The sequence below is a fragment of the Limnobacter alexandrii genome (assembly GCF_005871185.1).
GTDB classification, from domain to species: domain Bacteria; phylum Pseudomonadota; class Gammaproteobacteria; order Burkholderiales; family Burkholderiaceae_B; genus Limnobacter; species Limnobacter alexandrii.
Window position 1 is genome coordinate 1,072,391 of sequence record NZ_SWKN01000006.1, and the last position, 15,364, is coordinate 1,087,754.

Annotated in this window: 17 protein-coding genes and 1 riboswitch; of the genes, 5 read left to right on the forward strand and 12 right to left on the reverse strand. The window is 53.5% G+C overall.

The features are described 5' to 3' along the window. Positions 1–4: 4 nt before the first annotated feature. Genes bioD through nadD form a run of 9 tightly spaced genes read right to left on the reverse strand, consistent with a single transcriptional unit; the run spans position 5 to position 7,151 of the window. Complete coding sequence (gene bioD / locus FCS97_RS05345) at positions 5–622, reverse strand: dethiobiotin synthase (RefSeq protein ID WP_138517238.1); 618 nt, start codon at positions 620–622, stop codon at positions 5–7. After that, positions 619–1,419, reverse strand: coding sequence for a methyltransferase domain-containing protein (locus FCS97_RS05350; protein ID WP_138517240.1), 801 nt, complete (start codon positions 1,417–1,419; stop codon positions 619–621). Before FCS97_RS05350 ends, bioD begins: the two co-directional genes overlap by 4 nt. Before the next feature lie 17 nt (positions 1,420–1,436). Beyond that, a complete protein-coding gene (locus FCS97_RS05355; RefSeq protein ID WP_138517241.1) occupies positions 1,437–2,180 on the reverse strand; it encodes a hypothetical protein in 744 nt (247 codons plus the stop codon). Next, positions 2,177–3,367 (reverse strand): aminotransferase class I/II-fold pyridoxal phosphate-dependent enzyme, encoded by a 1,191-nt coding sequence (locus FCS97_RS05360; RefSeq protein ID WP_138517243.1) that lies wholly within the window; start codon positions 3,365–3,367, stop codon positions 2,177–2,179. Before FCS97_RS05360 ends, FCS97_RS05355 begins: the two co-directional genes overlap by 4 nt. 6 nt (positions 3,368–3,373) lie before the next feature. Beyond that, on the reverse strand, positions 3,374–4,849 hold the full coding sequence (rng, locus tag FCS97_RS05365; RefSeq protein ID WP_138517804.1) for a ribonuclease G: 1,476 nt from the start codon (positions 4,847–4,849) through the stop codon (positions 3,374–3,376). Between the two features lie 20 nt (positions 4,850–4,869). After that, positions 4,870–5,541 (reverse strand): Maf family protein, encoded by a 672-nt coding sequence (locus FCS97_RS05370; RefSeq protein WP_138517245.1) that lies wholly within the window; start codon positions 5,539–5,541, stop codon positions 4,870–4,872. Between the two features lie 8 nt (positions 5,542–5,549). Next, positions 5,550–6,020, reverse strand: a complete 471-nt coding sequence (gene rlmH / locus FCS97_RS05375) for a 23S rRNA (pseudouridine(1915)-N(3))-methyltransferase RlmH (RefSeq protein ID WP_138517247.1) — start codon at positions 6,018–6,020, stop codon at positions 5,550–5,552. Between the two features lie 15 nt (positions 6,021–6,035). Next, a complete protein-coding gene (gene rsfS / locus FCS97_RS05380; protein ID WP_138517249.1) occupies positions 6,036–6,458 on the reverse strand; it encodes a ribosome silencing factor in 423 nt (140 codons plus the stop codon). A gap of 42 nt (positions 6,459–6,500) precedes the next feature. After that, positions 6,501–7,151, reverse strand: a complete 651-nt coding sequence (nadD, locus tag FCS97_RS05385; protein WP_138517251.1) for a nicotinate-nucleotide adenylyltransferase — start codon at positions 7,149–7,151, stop codon at positions 6,501–6,503. Positions 7,152–7,441: 290 nt separating this feature from the next. On the opposite strand from nadD, the gene FCS97_RS05390 reads away from it, so the two are divergent. Beyond that, positions 7,442–7,831, forward strand: a complete 390-nt coding sequence (locus FCS97_RS05390) for a hypothetical protein (protein ID WP_138517253.1) — start codon at positions 7,442–7,444, stop codon at positions 7,829–7,831. After that, a complete protein-coding gene (locus FCS97_RS05395; protein WP_138517255.1) occupies positions 7,831–8,289 on the forward strand; it encodes an HIT family protein in 459 nt (152 codons plus the stop codon). The genes FCS97_RS05390 and FCS97_RS05395 overlap by 1 nt, the downstream gene beginning before the upstream one ends. A gap of 58 nt (positions 8,290–8,347) precedes the next feature. Here the strand turns inward: FCS97_RS05395 and hemF are convergent, their stop codons facing one another. From hemF to FCS97_RS05410, 3 genes are read right to left on the reverse strand one after another with little or no spacing between them, the layout of a single operon-like run. Continuing rightward, positions 8,348–9,253: an oxygen-dependent coproporphyrinogen oxidase gene (gene hemF / locus FCS97_RS05400; RefSeq protein WP_138517257.1), complete on the reverse strand. Its 906-nt coding sequence runs from the start codon at positions 9,251–9,253 to the stop codon at positions 8,348–8,350. A 14-nt stretch (positions 9,254–9,267) separates the two neighbouring features. Next, positions 9,268–10,539 (reverse strand): phosphoribosylamine--glycine ligase, encoded by a 1,272-nt coding sequence (gene purD / locus FCS97_RS05405; RefSeq protein ID WP_138517259.1) that lies wholly within the window; start codon positions 10,537–10,539, stop codon positions 9,268–9,270. 21 nt (positions 10,540–10,560) lie between these two features. Then, the gene (locus tag FCS97_RS05410; RefSeq protein ID WP_138517261.1) at positions 10,561–11,286 is read right to left on the reverse strand and encodes a YebC/PmpR family DNA-binding transcriptional regulator; all 726 of its coding nucleotides are present in this window, start codon (positions 11,284–11,286) and stop codon (positions 10,561–10,563) included. Positions 11,287–11,437: 151 nt separating this feature from the next. Between FCS97_RS05410 and mscL the strand changes: the two genes are divergently transcribed. From mscL to FCS97_RS05425, 3 genes are all read left to right on the forward strand, one after another. Next, on the forward strand, positions 11,438–11,878 hold the full coding sequence (mscL, locus tag FCS97_RS05415) for a large conductance mechanosensitive channel protein MscL (RefSeq protein ID WP_138517263.1): 441 nt from the start codon (positions 11,438–11,440) through the stop codon (positions 11,876–11,878). Positions 11,879–12,008: 130 nt separating this feature from the next. After that, positions 12,009–12,124, forward strand: a riboswitch (glycine riboswitch). A gap of 54 nt (positions 12,125–12,178) precedes the next feature. After that, the gene (locus FCS97_RS05420; protein WP_138517265.1) at positions 12,179–13,468 is read left to right on the forward strand and encodes a D-amino acid dehydrogenase; all 1,290 of its coding nucleotides are present in this window, start codon (positions 12,179–12,181) and stop codon (positions 13,466–13,468) included. Positions 13,469–13,514: 46 nt separating this feature from the next. Beyond that, positions 13,515–15,332 (forward strand): glutamine--tRNA ligase/YqeY domain fusion protein, encoded by a 1,818-nt coding sequence (locus FCS97_RS05425; RefSeq protein ID WP_138517267.1) that lies wholly within the window; start codon positions 13,515–13,517, stop codon positions 15,330–15,332. The last annotated feature ends 32 nt before the right edge of the window (positions 15,333–15,364 follow it).

Here is a 15,364-nt window from a genome sequence, read left to right on the forward strand (position 1 = left end):
GAACTCACAAGCTGCCAAGCGCGCGAACAAGGCGATCTGGCATGCCGAACTCTTCCAGCGCCTGTGGCTTTAATTCACTGAAAACCGGCAATTCAGCCAACACGGGCACTTCACCAAAGTGCTCAATGGCTTCGCGGTTGGCGGGGTTTGTTTCACCCACCAACACCACACCCAGCACCGGCACACCAGCGGCTTTCAAGGCTTGCAGTGAAAGGCAGGTGTGGTTGATGGTGCCAAGCCCGCTGCGGGCCACCAGCAGGGCACAGCTGCCCAAGTGTTTCATCAGGTCGAGCATGGTGTCGCGCCAGTTCAGAGGCACTAGGCAGCCGCCTGCGCCTTCAATCACCAGTCGATCGGCTGTGGGCAACACAAAATCGCTCAGCTGAATTTTGACGCCATCGATATCGGCCGCCTGGTGAGGCGAGAGTGGTTGTGTTAGCCGATAAGTTTCCGGGTGCACAGCGCAGCCGCTGAGGCGCGCAATCCATCCGCTGTCGCTGCCGCCTTCAAGCCCGCTTTGCACGGGCTTCCAATAATCCGCTTGCCAGTGTTTGCACAGCCAGGCGCTGGTGATTGTTTTGCCAATGCCGGTGTCGGTGCCTGTCACAAACAAATGTTTCACGGCCGTTCCAGGTAATAAAAACCGATGTGGTAGTTCATGGTGCAGGCGTCCCCAAGTGCAGAGATGACTTTGCGCAAGTTCACTGGTGTGTGGTTTATGCGCGGTTGGTCTGCGCCAATGGCACGCAGGCTGCGTGCAAATGAAAGCCCATCGGGATGGTGGTCCAGAAAGTTTTTGGTGTGGTGTGCAGTACTTGCCGCAATGCCTTCGGCCACCAGCGCGTTCATGATGTCTTGTAAGTCGTCATCGCTGGGCAAGGGGCGTAAACCGCTGGTTTGCCCGGTGTCTTCGTGTGCCACTTCCCAGGCTTGAAAGGAGCCATCCAGCAGCACGCTGAAGGCCACTGTGTTCGACACTGAAAGCCAACGTCGAATGGCCTCTTCAATGTTGCTGAACCATTGTGCGCACATGCCCGACACCAACAAGGAATGGTTGGGAATCCACAGGTGTTCTACGGCCAGTTCCTCGCCATTGAGCAAGTGGGTGTGCAAGCGTTCTGTGGGGTATTTGCGTTTTAACTCGGTCAACATACCCTGCGCCAGGTCGACTGCGTGTACTGCGCTTTCGGGGTATTTGTTCAGCAAATGCTCGGTTAAAAAACCGGTGCCACTGCCCACATCGACACACGCTTTGGGGTTGAAATCGGCAGGCAGCATTTGATCCAGCCACTGACAAAGGTGTTGGGCTGAATGTTTTTGAACGCGCGCATGGTGATCGTAGTCGCGGGCAGCGTCGGAAAAGCGGCGTGAGGCAGCGTGGGCTGAATTCAGTTTTCGCGGCAAGGCGTTTTCAGACATTTCAATGTGGCTTGAAATTAATGCTGGCTTAGCAAGGGCAACAAGGTGTCAGTATACCGCGCAGGCGCGGTGGCAATGCCTGCGTGTTCGGAAGCCAGTGTGTGCAGTGTGCGGTTTTGATGTTTCAAGTGGTTCTCGAAGCATTGCAGTGTCAAGGCCATGGGCACGATTTCATCGGTGTTGCTGGCCCACGCATGCAATTCTGCACCCTGTGAAAGGGCCTGTTGCAATGCATTCGCAGCGTTTAACTCTTGCATGCTGCGCAGGTCGGCCAACAAGGTTTGTTCGTCCAAAGTGGCCCATTGCGCATTGTGCACGCAACGGTTGTGAAAGTCGGCCAGCACTTCGGCCATGTTCTGTTCGGCCTTGCGGATCATGCGCCCAAGCACACGGTTGTTTGTAAAGTGCGTAAAGCCGTGCACGCTAAGCATGCTGTGCCAGCGCACTGAAAAATCGAGCAGTTTGGAAAAGCCCAGCGAGTGCCCCAGGCCCAGCCAGGGTACTTCAGCATACGCCAACACCAGGCTGTGCAGCACTTCTGCGGGGTAATGTACCCACTGGCCTGGCGTGTTGATACCTGCCGTGAAAATCATCAATCCTTGCTTGGCCTGTTCCGGAAAGTAACCGGCTTCCAGGCAAACAAACAGCGTGGAGTTGCGCGTGCTGGCGGGCAGCGAATTCAACAGGGCATTGAAGAATCGGTGGTTGTAACCCCAGCCATGGGCCAGCAACAGCACTTGGGTAATTTCCGGCTGCTTCATGCGCTCACCTTCCAGTTGCTCAGCGCGTGGAGCAGTTGTTCATACACTGCAAGGGTGTGACCTGTGTTCAGTGCAAGCCGAACTCGCGCAGCATTGGGCGGCACCGTGGGCGGGCGTACAGCAGAGGTTCGAATACCCACTTGCTGCAAATGGGCTTTGAGTTCAAGGCACGCAGTGTTGCTGCCCACCACCAGCGGCACAATGTGGGTGTTCGACAGGCCGGTGTCAAAACCCAGTTCATGCACACGCTTTCGCAGTGTTTCGGCGGCTGTGTGCAGCGCGGTGCGTTCCTTGTTCAGGCCAGGAATAATTTCCAGCGCCTTACTCACCGCGCCAATCACGAAAGGCGAAGGCGCTGTGGAATACACAAAGCCGGTGCAACGGTTCACCAGGTACTGTTTGAATATTTCGCTGCAAGCAATGTACGCACCGCTGACCCCCACAGCCTTGCTGAAGGTGCCCATGATCACCCAGTGTCCCATGGCCTTCAGTGCATCAATTGCGGGGTGCTGAATCGCACCAAGGCCCCTGCCTTCCGGCCCCCACACGCCAGTGGCATGGGCTTCGTCGAGATACACCACCGCTTGATGTTGCAAGGCGAGTTCGGCGAGATTTTCAATCGGAAGCAGATCACCTTCCATGCCGAAAACAGTTTCCGACACAATGATTTTTGGCTGAGATGATTCAGCGTGCTTATCGAGCAACTCAGCCAAGTGCGCCATGTCGTTGTGACGAAACCGAATTTGCTTCACCCCTGCCAACTGGCAGGCGTGGTGCAGGCTGGCGTGGTTCAAGCGGTCGGTGAACACCAGCGGCTCAGTACCACCAACCATGCCACCCCACAAGCTTTTCTCAAGCAGCGCGGCAAGCCCGCTGGCATTGGCCTGGTAGCCGCTTGAAAATACAAGCGCAGCCTCTGCGTTTTTGAATTGTGCGACCTGTGCCTCCAGTGCTTCAAAGCATTCCAGATTGCCCGACAACAAACGCGAGCCTGTTGCACCTGCACCGTATTTCTTCGCACATTCATGGCCTGCTTGCACAATGTCGCCCCGCTGGGCCAGGCACAAATAATCATTGCTTGAAAAGTCGAATTCACGCTGACTCAAAGGGCAGGGCAACAACACGCGCTTGCCGCTGTCTTGGGCTAGAAGTTCGAGGCGTTGGTGGCTGGCTTGACTTAAATTCATCGGTGTTCAGGTTAGGATAATGTCGTAGTGTTCCTGCACAAACAGATTGTCAACCTGCAAGGTAATTGGCTTGCCCACAAACTCTTCCAGCATGCCCAAGTGCTGTGCTTCCTCTTCCAGAAACAGATCGATGACTGCCGGGCTTGCCAGAATGCGAAATTCTTTGGGGTTGAACTGACGGCTTTCCCGCACAATTTCCCGCATGATTTCATAGGCCACTGTTTGGGCTGTTTTAACCTGCCCCTTGCCTTGGCAACTTGGGCAGGGCTCGCACAGCAAATGCGCCAGGCTTTCGCGGGTGCGCTTGCGGGTCATTTCCACCAAACCCAAGGCAGAGAAGTCGGTGACACTGGTTCTGGCGCGGTCGCGGTCCAGGGCTTTTTGAAGTTCCGAAAGCACCGCTTTTTTGTGTTCCTCGGTGCTCATGTCGATGAAATCGATCACGATGATGCCGCCCAGGTTGCGCAGGCGCAGTTGTCGCGCAATGGCGTGTGCGGCTTCAAGGTTGGTTTTAAACACTGTTTCTTCAAAGTTGCGTGCGCCGATAAAGCCGCCAGTGTTCACATCGATTGTGGTCAGCGCTTCGGTTTGATCGATGATCACATAACCACCCGATTTCAGCTCAACCCGGCGGCCCAGCGCCTTTTGCAATTCGTCTTCAATGTTGTACAGCTCAAACAATGGCCGCTCGCCTTGGTGTAGTTGCAGGCGGTCTTTGGTTTCCTGTGCGTAGGTTTCAGCAAAGGTCAGCAGGTTTTTCAGGGTTTCTTTCGAATCGATCAAAATGGCCTGTGTGTCGGCGCTCACCAAATCGCGTACCACACGTTGCGCCATGGTCAGGTCTTCGTAAATCAGGCTGGGCGCGGGCTTGGTGCGGGTCAATTCCAGCATTTCGCGCCAGCGCGTGCGCAGGTAGTTCACATCTGCGGTCAGCTCTTCATCGGTGGCCTCTTCAGCATGGGTGCGAATAATAAAGCCACCCGTGTTCTCGGGCAAAAGGCGGGTCAGCTTGGCCCGCAGTTCTTCCCGTTCGTCCTCATTCTCGATGCGCTGCGACACACCAATGTGTGGGTCTTGCGGCAGGTGCACCAGCATGCGGCCAGCCAGGCTGATTTGCGTGGTCAAACGGGCGCCTTTGGTGCCCAGTGGGTCTTTGCTCACTTGCACGATAATGGTTTGCCCCTCGAACACCATTTTTTCAATGGCGGGCGGCGGGTTGCCGTTTTGCTTGGATTGATGGTGGTTGTACGTGCGGTGTTCCCACAGGTCGGCCACATGCAAAAAGGCTGCGCGTTCCAGGCCAATGTCGACGAAGGCCGATTGCATGCCGGGTAGCACGCGCACCACCTTGCCTAGGTACACATTGCCCACAATGCCTCGGGTGGACGTGCGTTCAATGTGAAGTTCTTGCACTGCACCGTGTTGAACAATGGCCACGCGCGTTTCCTGCGGTGTCACGTTCACCAGTATTTGTTCGTTGATCATCTTTTGCTTCTTGGGTATTAATCGATTCTTTTTGTAGCCTGGGCCACCGTTTGGATATGGCGCATCAATTCGCTGGTTTCAAACAGTGGTAAACCCATAATGCCAGAATGACTGCCGGAAATGTGACGAACGTATTGCCCTGCGATCCCCTGAATGCCGTAGGCACCCGCTTTGTCGAAAGGCTCGCCGCTGGCGATGTAAGCGTGGATGAAGGTTTCAGGAAGCAATGCAAATTCAACATGCGATGTTTGTACGGTGTTTTTCTCAGCGTCGACAGCACCGTTTTTGTTAAGCCAGGCACCTGCCACGGCAGTGTGAACTTCGTGGGTGTTGTTGGACAGGCTTTGCAACATTTGAAGGCCTTCTGCCGCATTTTGCGGTTTGCCCAGAATATTGCCATTCAGCGCAACCGTGGTGTCGGCGGCCAGAACCAAGCCGCTTATTTCTTGTTCACGCATGGCTTTTAGCGCTGCATTCAGTTTGAGTTGTGTCACGCGTTGTACGTAAAGCAAGGGGTCTTCATTCTCGAAGGGCGCTTCCAGTGCTTCTGCTTCCGGGGTGTTCTGGGCCAGAAAAACTTGCACTTGCAAGCCCAGGGTTTGAAGCAATTCCCGCCTGCGTGGGCTGCGTGAAGCAAGCCAAACCTGGGCCGGTAAGCCACTGTGTTCGGGGAGAACAGCTGCGTTCATGGTGGGGTTTATTCGCGGTGGTACGGATGACCAATGGTAATGGAAAATGCGCGGTAAAGCGCTTCCACCAGCAACACGCGCGCCAGTGCATGGGGCAGTGTAAGGTCGGAAAGCCGCCACATGCCCTGGCATTGTTGTTTCAAGGTTTCGTCCAGGCCGTCTGCGCTGCCAATCAGCAGGCACAGGGTTTCACTGCTGTTGTGCCATTTCTGAAGTTGCTCGGCAAGTGCCTTGCTGGTGTGGCGTTCACCGCGTTCATCCAGTGCCACAACCCTTGCGCCGCTGGGTATGGCCGCACGAATGCGCTCGGCTTCCTTGGCGAGTATCTGGTCCACAGGTTTGCCTGCAGACCGGTCTTCGGGTTTCAATTCTTTGATGGTCAGCTTCCAGTCGTTCGGGAAACGCTTCTGAAACTGATCAACCGCTTGTTGCGCCCAAGGCTCGATTTTGTGAGACAGGGCGATGACATGGATTTTCAAAGCGAAAAGAAAAACTTAGTTGTACTGGCTTGAATAAGCCTCGGCCTGCTGCGGAAAGTAATCCACGCCAGGCATGGGTTTGCTCAGGCTGTGCGGGTTCAACTTCATGCGCACGGGCTTGCCACCCCAAATTTCTTCCAGGTTGTAGTACTCGCGAATGGCAGGTTGCATTAAATGCACCACCACATCGCCCAAGTCGACCAGTACCCATTCGCCAGTGTCTTCACCCTCGGTGCTGAACACTTCACCACCGGCTTCCTTGGTTTTTTCACGCACATTGTTGGCCAAAGCGCGGGTTTGGCGGTTCGATGAGGCTGAGGCGATGATGACCCGGTCAAAAACACCGGTGAGGTGTGTGGTATCAAAGATGGCAATGTCTTGAGCTTTGATGTCTTCTAGCGCGTCGATGACCACGCGCTGTAGTTTACGCAATTCCATGCAATTCCAAAGGTTTGTTAATTGCCTGAATTCTAACAACTTTCAGGGCTGGGCGCGACCATAAACTGGGTGCTGTTGCAGGTGTTTGAACACGGTTGTCGGCAGGCTGGCCTCCAGTTTGAACCGCGCGGTTTCCCGAACTTCGGTGTTGCCCGAGTGTAAAAGCTCAAACTGCCTGCGAATTTGCGTTGAACTGATGTTCACGCTGGGCATGGGGATGCGAAACAAACGGTCTTGAAGCAAGTGTCGTTTTAAAGCCTCGGGTACCTGAAAATCGCCCCATTGTGTGCGGTCCACGACGCCAATCCGGGCGTAATCGAACAGGCTTTGCCAGTGTTTCCAGTTGCTCAGGTTGGCAAGTTGGTCCGCGCCAATCACAAATGCGAATTTGCAATCGGGGTGCAGTTCCGAGAGTTTTTCCAGTGTTTCCACTGTGTAGGTGGGGCCTTCATGTTCAATCTCGAAGGGTTCTACACGCCAGGAATGAACGCCTTCAATGGCCAGTTCAACCAGTTTTTTGCGAACGTCGGCAGGGGCCAAATCCGAGTTGGGCTTTTGCCAGGGTTGGCCCGCGGGCAGGAACCACACCTCATCGGCCATGCATTGGGCCTGAGCTGAGCGCGCCATTTGCAAATGCCCCATGTGGATGGGGTTGAACGTGCCGCCGATGATGCAAATTTGCCGAGTTGGCATCGAGTTGAGTTAAGAGTGGTTGAGGTTGGGAGTCTACCTCATGAGATGAAATCTCTTCGGACTAAGTCAAGATATCGCTTGGTAACGTCAATCTCGAGACTGGTAATGATTTTCACCAGAAATAAATTGTAAATAAAAATGATTTCAATTCGCGTTTACAATTTTACTTAAATTTATTAATATTGTTTTCGATCTGATCAGGTCAATTTCCTTTTAATGAAATCTAACTTGGAGATTGGAAATGGATAAGAAACAACTGCTTCTTGGGCTCGCGTCGATTCGAGTCAGTCTTGGAGCGTTTTGTCGAAAGTTATGATTTGGTTATTTTGACCGCTGATGAGCCCCTTGGGGTGGGTGATCAATATTTGACAGGTCTTGCGAAAAGGCATGTGATTAAGTTGATTACTGCGGGGTATTTTCATTCTTATTTGAAAGTCTCTTATATTGTTGGCGGAACTTCACCATCATCTGCTGCGTGTCTTGACTGGACAAGAAACCCTTGGTTTATTGGGCCTAGCTTTGGCCCTACAAACACTGAGTTAGCAGGGCAAGTTTCATCATTGGCGTTTCACGCAATTACATTCTCAGATGCCCGTGAATTCAAGGCATCTTTCGTTTCACATTGGAGAGCGGAAGTTTTTCCGAGGGATTACCGTGCTCATTCATATGGGACTACTTAATGGACTGTATTTTCTGTCAAATTGTGAGCGGTCAACAGCCTTCACATAAAATCTGGGAAGATGACAAATACTTGGCCTTTCTGTCGATTTTTCCAAATACCAAAGGATTTAGTGTTGTTGTTCCAAAAAAGCACCTGTCCAGTTACATTTTCGAACAGCCTGAGGAAGAGGTGGCGGGATTGATTCTCGCAAGCCAAAAAGTTGCCAAGATTTTGGATGGTTTTTTCCCTGAGGTTGGTCGAACTGGGGTGATATTTGAGGGCTATGGTGTAGATCACTTGCACTGCAAGTTATTTCCAATGCATGGGACAGGAAGCGATTCAAAGTTCAAGAAAATATCGTCTCGCGTGGACAAGTTTTTTGAGCGTTATGAAGGATACATTTCTTCGCATGACCATGTTCGCGCGGATGATAACGACCTCGCTGAATTGGCCGCTGGCATTAGGAACTCCTATTGACATGAACCCCTTCTCATGAGCGGAATAATTGAGATCTACCGTTGTTCAAAAATTGTAACTAAACCCACTTCTTGTCCACCAAAAAATCGGTGTATAGCCTTGCCTCAGCGCTACCCGCTTCGGGTTGCCAGTCGTAGCGCCATTTCACCTGCGGGGGCATGCTCATGAGGATTGATTCCGTACGACCACCGCTTTGCAGGCCAAACAGGGTGCCTCGGTCGAACACCAAATTAAATTCAACATAGCGGCCACGTCGATAGGCCTGAAAGTCGCGCTCACGTTCGCCGTAGGCCATGTTCATGCGTCGCTCAACAATCGGCAGGTAGCCTTTCAAAAAAGCATCGCCCACGCTGCGGGTCATCGCGAAGCTTTGTTCGAAACCCAGTTCGGAGAAATCATCGAAAAACACACCGCCCACACCGCGGGGTTCTTTGCGGTGTTTCAGGTAAAAATATTCGTCGCACCATTTCTTGAATTTGGCGTGGTAATGCGCACCGAAGGGGTCCAGCGCGTTCTTGCAGCTTTGATGAAAGTGTTTCGCGTCCTCTTCAAAGCCGTAATACGGCGTTAAATCCATGCCGCCACCGAACCACCACACCGATTCGCCCTCTGTCGTAGTGGCCGCAAACAGCCGCACATTCATGTGCACGGTGGGTACATAGGGGTTGCGCGGGTGAAATACCAGCGAAACGCCCATGGCTTCAAAGCTGGCACCAGCAAGGCCTTGGCGGCTGGCAGTGGCCGAGCCGGGCAGTTTGTCGCCCATCACATGGCTGAAATTGACACCACCACGCTCGAGCAAACTGCCTTCTTCCAGCACTCGGCTGCAACCGCCTCCACCTTCAGACCGTTCCCAGGAGTCGTTCAAAAACGGTTTGCTTTCGAACTGGCCAATGCCTTCAATGATGCTGGCTTGCAGCCCTTGAAGGTATTGCTTGACCTGGTTCAGCTCAGAAGGTGTCATGTTGGGTAAACCTTTTATTTTCTGTTGATGGCGCGGTAGCCGATGTCGCTGCGGAACTGCATCCCATCAAAGCTAACCGTGTCGACCAGTTCATAGGCTTTGGCCTGTGCTTGGCGCACCGTGTCGCCCAAGGCTGTGGCACACAACACTCGGCCACCTGCAGTCATTGCCTTGCCGCTTTTCTCAACAGTGCCTGCATGAAATACAACCGCTTCGTCGCTGGCCTCGGCTCGCAAGGTGATTTCGTCGCCTGTGCGTGGGGTTTGTGGGTAGTTGTGCGCGGCGATTACCACGCCCAGCGCGGTGCGGCGATCCCACTCAGCCTCTACTTTGTCCAAGGTGCCATCAATGGCGTGGTCGAGCAAATTCACAAAGTCGCTTTTCAGACGCATCATGATGGGCTGGGTTTCGGGGTCGCCCATGCGGCAATTGAATTCCAGCACCTTGATGTCGCCTTTGTCGTCGATCATCAAACCCGCGTACAAAAAGCCGGTGTACACAAGGCCGTCTTTTTTCATCCCGGCAATGGTGGGGTAAATTACTTCGCGCATCACGCGGGCATGCATAGTGGGTGTTACAACTGGGGCAGGGCTGTATGCGCCCATGCCGCCAGTATTGGGGCCTTGGTCGCCATCCAGTAGGCGTTTGTGGTCCTGGCTGCTGGCCATGGCCAAAGCGTTCACGCCATCCACCATCACGATGAAACTGGCTTCTTCGCCTTCCAGAAATTCCTCAACGACAACGCGTGAACCGGCGCTGCCCATGCTGTTGCCCAACAACATGTCGTCAATCGCTTGGTGGGCTTCTTCAAGGCTCATAGCCACAACCACGCCCTTGCCCGCGGCCAGGCCATCGGCCTTGATCACAATGGGCGCACCCTTGGCGTTTACATAATCGTGGGCCTTGGCCGCGTCGGTGAATGTCTCGTATTCGGCAGTTGGAATTTTGTGGCGCTTCATGAAGGCCTTGGCATAGTCCTTCGAGCTTTCCAGTTGCGCAGCCAGTTTGGCTGGCCCAAAAATACGCAGGCCGCGTTGGCGGAACAGGTCAACCACACCAGCTGCCAGCGGTGCTTCTGGGCCCACCACGGTCAGGTGTACCTGTTCTTTGGTCGCGAAATCAGCCAATTCGCCGAGGTCGCTGATCGGCACATTTTCCATTTTGGCTTCCAGTGCAGTGCCGCCATTGCCGGGCGCAACAAATACCTTTGTTACACCTGGGGTTTGGCAAATGCGCCACGCCATGGCGTGTTCGCGGCCGCCCGATCCAATCACCAAAATTTTCATGTTTGCAGTGCTCCGTACTTTTTATTCGTTGATGATGACGTTGGTGTAAACCTGCTGCACATCATCCAGATCTTCCAGCATGTCGATAATCTTCTGCATGCGAATGGCATCGTCGCCTTCCAGCTCGGTTTCGCTGGCTGGCTTCATGGTCAGTTCGGCATTCTCGAACTTCATGTTCGCAGCTTCAAAAGCTGTTTTCAATGTGTGGAATTCAGGTACGGGGCAGGTGACTTCAATCACGCCGTCGTCAGACGTAAGTACATCGTCGCCGCCATTTTCCAGAGCCACTTCCATAATCGCGTCTTCGCTGTGGCCCGGGGCAAAAATGAATTGCCCGCAATGCTTGAACATGAAAGAAACCGAACCATCGGTGCCCAAATTGCCGCCGTGCTTGGTCAGCGCGTGACGAACTTCAGCCACAGTGCGCACCCGGTTGTCGGTCATGCAGTCGATAATTACCGCTGCACCGCCCACGCCATAGCCTTCATAACGAATTTCTTCGTAATTCACACCTTCAGCTTCGCCAGTGGCCTTGGCAATCGCGCGCAGTACGTTGTCCTTGGGCATGTTTGCGTCAGCTGCTTTTTCAATGGCCAGTCGCAAACGGGGGTTCGTAGCCACATCGCCGCCGCCTACTCGGGCTGCAACGCTGACCTCACGAATGATTTTGGTCCACACCTTGCCGCGTTTTTCATCTTGGCGGTTTTTGCGATGTTGAATGTTGGCCCATTTACTGTGTCCTGCCATGGCTCACTTTCTGTAGTTGAATCAAAGAGGTGCGATTTTATCACCACCGTGCACCTGCCGTATTGCCCTGAAAGGATTCCACGGCGATAATCTGCGCGGGTATTGGACTTTTACATTTGTATACATTTAACTGGATCAAACAGGAGGTAGCGTGAGTTTACTCAAAGACTTCAAGGCGTTCGCAGTAAAGGGCAATGTGGTTGACTTGGCCGTGGCGGTGATTATCGGTGGCGCATTCAGCGGCATCGTGAAAAGTCTGGTCGATGACGTGATTATGCCGGTTGTGGGCCGTATTTTTGGCAGTCTCGATTTTTCAAACCTGTATTTGCCGTTGGCGGACATTCCTGCGAATGTTGAGCCAACACTTGCAGCGGTGAAAGCCGCCGGTGTGCCTGTGTTGGCTTATGGGAGTTTTATCTCGGTTCTGATTAATTTCATTATTTTGGCTTTTATCATTTTCATGATGGTTCGTCAGGTCGGCAAGTTGACGGCGGCCTTGGCCAAAGAAGAGGCCGCCGCGCCAGCCGCACCAGCCCCCACACCTGAAGACATTCTTCTGCTTCGTGAAATTCGCGATTCATTGAAGAAATAATTTAGACTGGCTTCTCCAGATTCACAGGAGTACAATCAAAACCTGAATCTGGAGAGTAACTGGCATACACCTGTGCCGGTTCGCCGAAGGCGCAATCCCCATGAACGCTCAGGCTTCAGTACAGGTTCAGAAAATCAAATCTGGAGAGCGCTGTGCGCGGCCAATCGCCGCGTAAGTACAGCCGCCGAAGAGGCAAGCAACGCAACCCGTTGTGAATCTTTCAGGCAAATGGACAGAGAGGGGCTACAAGGCAAATGGTTTGCCGAAAGCCCTTTTTACTGTTCGTGGAGCCTATTCCTCATGAAAGCTATTGTTCTTGGTGCTGGTGTTACCGGCATTACTTCTGCCTGGTTTTTGAAAAAAGAAGGTTTTGACGTCACCGTGGTTGATCGTCAGCCTGCCGCAGGCATGGAAACTTCCTTTGCCAATGGTGGCCAAATTTCTGTATCCCATGCTGAACCTTGGGCCAACCCAGGCGCGCCTAAAAAAGTGCTGAAGTGGCTGATGCGCGAAGACGCACCGTTGCTGTTCCGCCTGCGCGCCGATGCCCGCCAATGGCGCTGGGGTATGCAGTTTCTGCGTGAATGTACCCCTGAAAAAACCCGTCACAACATTATTCAAATGGTGAACCTGGGCACGTTCAGCCGCAGCACCCTGCAAGAGTTGCGCGCCGAGACCGGCATTGAATACAACTGCCTGACCAAAGGCATTTTGCACTTTTACACCAACCAGCAAGAATTTGATGATGCACTGGAACCCGCCGAGATCATGCGCGAGTTTGGTTGCGACCGCAAAGTAATCGATGCCAACGAGGCTGTGCGCCTTGAACCCGCTTTGGCCACTGTGAAAGACAAAATTGCCGGTGCCACATTCACCGATGCCGACGAAAGCGGCGATGCGCATGTGTTCACGCAAAACCTGTCCAAGCTGTGTGCAGCCAAGGGCGTTGAATTCAAATACGACACAGCCATTCTGGGTTTGGACACTGAAGGTGGCCAAATCAGCGGCGTGCGTGTTCGCGGCGCGGATGGTCAAGTCGAAGTGCTGAAGGCCGATAAGTACCTGCTGTGCATGGGCAGCTACAGCCCCATGTTGGTGAAAGATCTGGGCGTGGATTTGTTGATTTACCCCGCCAAAGGCTACTCAGCCACGCTGCAAATTGACGATGCCAGCAAGGCACCGCAAGTCAGCCTGACCGACGACGAGTACAAACTGGTGTTTAGCCGCTTGGGCGACAAGCTGCGCATCGCGGGCACTGCCGAACTGAACGGCTACAGCACCAACCTGAACCATGTACGTTGCCAGGCCATCACCCGCCGCGTGATGGAGCTGTTCCCCGGCATGGCCGACCCAGAGCAGGCTGTGTACTGGACCGGTTTGCGCCCTGCAACACCTTCGAATGTGCCTTACATTGGTGTGTCCAAAATATCAAACCTGTACTTGAATACAGGTCATGGCACATTGGGTTGGACTCACTCCTGTGGCTCAGGCCGATCAATTGCTTCAATCATGAACGGCAAGCAGCCTGAACTGGATTTCGCATTTACTGGAATTTCTTCCAAGAAGGGCGAGGCCTTGGCCGTTGCCTAAGGCTTGTTTTTGCTAACATCAGCGCATTCGCCAACAGGATGTGCTGATGTCTGATTCTGCAAACAAAAACACCACTGCTGGGGCTGAAAATGCCCCAGCCTCCAATTTTCTTCGCAACATCATTGATGCGGACTTGAAAAAGCCCGAGTATCAGGTGCGCCCATGGGCCGGAAAACCCGGCGGGGCCGATGTGCATGAAGGTGCCCCCGCTGACCCCGCAACTATTCGCTTGCGTTTTCCGCCTGAGCCCAACGGCTACTTGCACGTAGGCCATGCCAAAGCCATTTGCCTGAACTTTGGTTTGGCCAAAGAATATGGTGGCGCTTGCCACATGCGTTTTGACGACACGAACCCTGAGAAGGAAAGCGAAGAATTCGCTGATTCCATTCTGGATGCTGTGCATTGGCTGGGTTTTCGCTGGGAAAGTTTCGGCGACGACAACCTGTACTACGCCAGTGATTACTTCGACTTCATGTATCAGGCGGCTGAATTCCTGATTCAGGCAGGTCTGGCGTATGTGGACGAACAAAATGCCGACGACATGCGTGCCAATCGTGGCACCTTGACACAAGCTGGCGTTGATTCACCTTTCAGGAATCGCCCGGCTGCCGAGAACCTGGCGCGTTTCCGGGCCATGCGTGCGGGTGAGCTGCCCGATGGTGCGGCTGTGCTGCGTGCCAAAATTGACATGGCCAGCCCCAATATGAATATGCGCGACCCGGCCATCTACCGCATTCGACGTGCCTTTCACCACCGCACAGCCGATGAATGGTGCATTTACCCCATGTACACCTTTGCGCACCCGATTGAGGATGCGCTGGAACGCATTACCCATTCATTTTGCACACTTGAATTTGAAGACCAACGCCCGTTTTATGACTGGTTGCTGAAGAACCTGGCCAGTGAACACCAAGCCGCCGATGGTGGGGTACTAAAGCCTTTGTTGAGCCACCCCTTGCCCAAGCAGGTTGAGTTTGCCCGATTGAATTTGAGTTATGTAGTCACAAGCAAGCGCAAATTGCAGCAATTGGTGACTGAAAATAAACTGAGCGGCTGGGATGACCCCCGCATGCCGACCATTGTCGGTTTGCGCCGCCGCGGCTACACACCTGAGGCCATTCAGTTGTTTTGTGCCCGCATTGGCGTGTCCAAATCCGATTCCTGGATTGATTACTCGGTGCTGGAAGGCGCACTGCGCGACACCTTAGACCCAGTGGCACATCGGGCGGTGGCGGTATTGGACCCCATCCCCTTGATCCTGGACAACGTCGATGAGGATTGGGCTGATTTGTGCACCGCACCTGTTCACCCACACCAACCGCACTGGGGCGTGCGCCAGTTCACCATTGGCAAGCGCCTGTGGATTGAAGCGGAGGATTTTCAGGAAAATCCGGAGAAAAAGTTTTTCCGTTTGTTCCCGGGCAACAAAGTGCGCCTGCGCTATGGCTACGTGATTGAATGCACCGGCTGCGACAAAGATGAAAACGGCAAGGTGATAGCTGTGCATGCCCAAGTGTTTCTGGACAGCAAATCGGGCACGCCTGGTGCAGACAACTACAAGGTGAAAGGCAATATTCACTGGGTGGATGCAGAAGATTGCCTGCCCGCCACCGTGCGCCTTTATGATCGTTTGTTTACAGAAGAGCATCCTGATTCTGGCGGCAAGAACTTCATGGACAGCCTGAACCCCGATTCACTGACCGAAGTGAAAGCCTATCTGGAAGCGGGATTGAAAGACGCTTTTACCGGGACGGTTTATCAATTCGAGCGCCATGGTTATTTTGTTCATGACCTGAAAGACAATACCTTGGATAACCCGGTGTTTAACCGAGCCACCACGCTGAAGGACAGTTGGAGTAAATAGCCAATTCATCGGGTACACTAGCCCTCGGACTA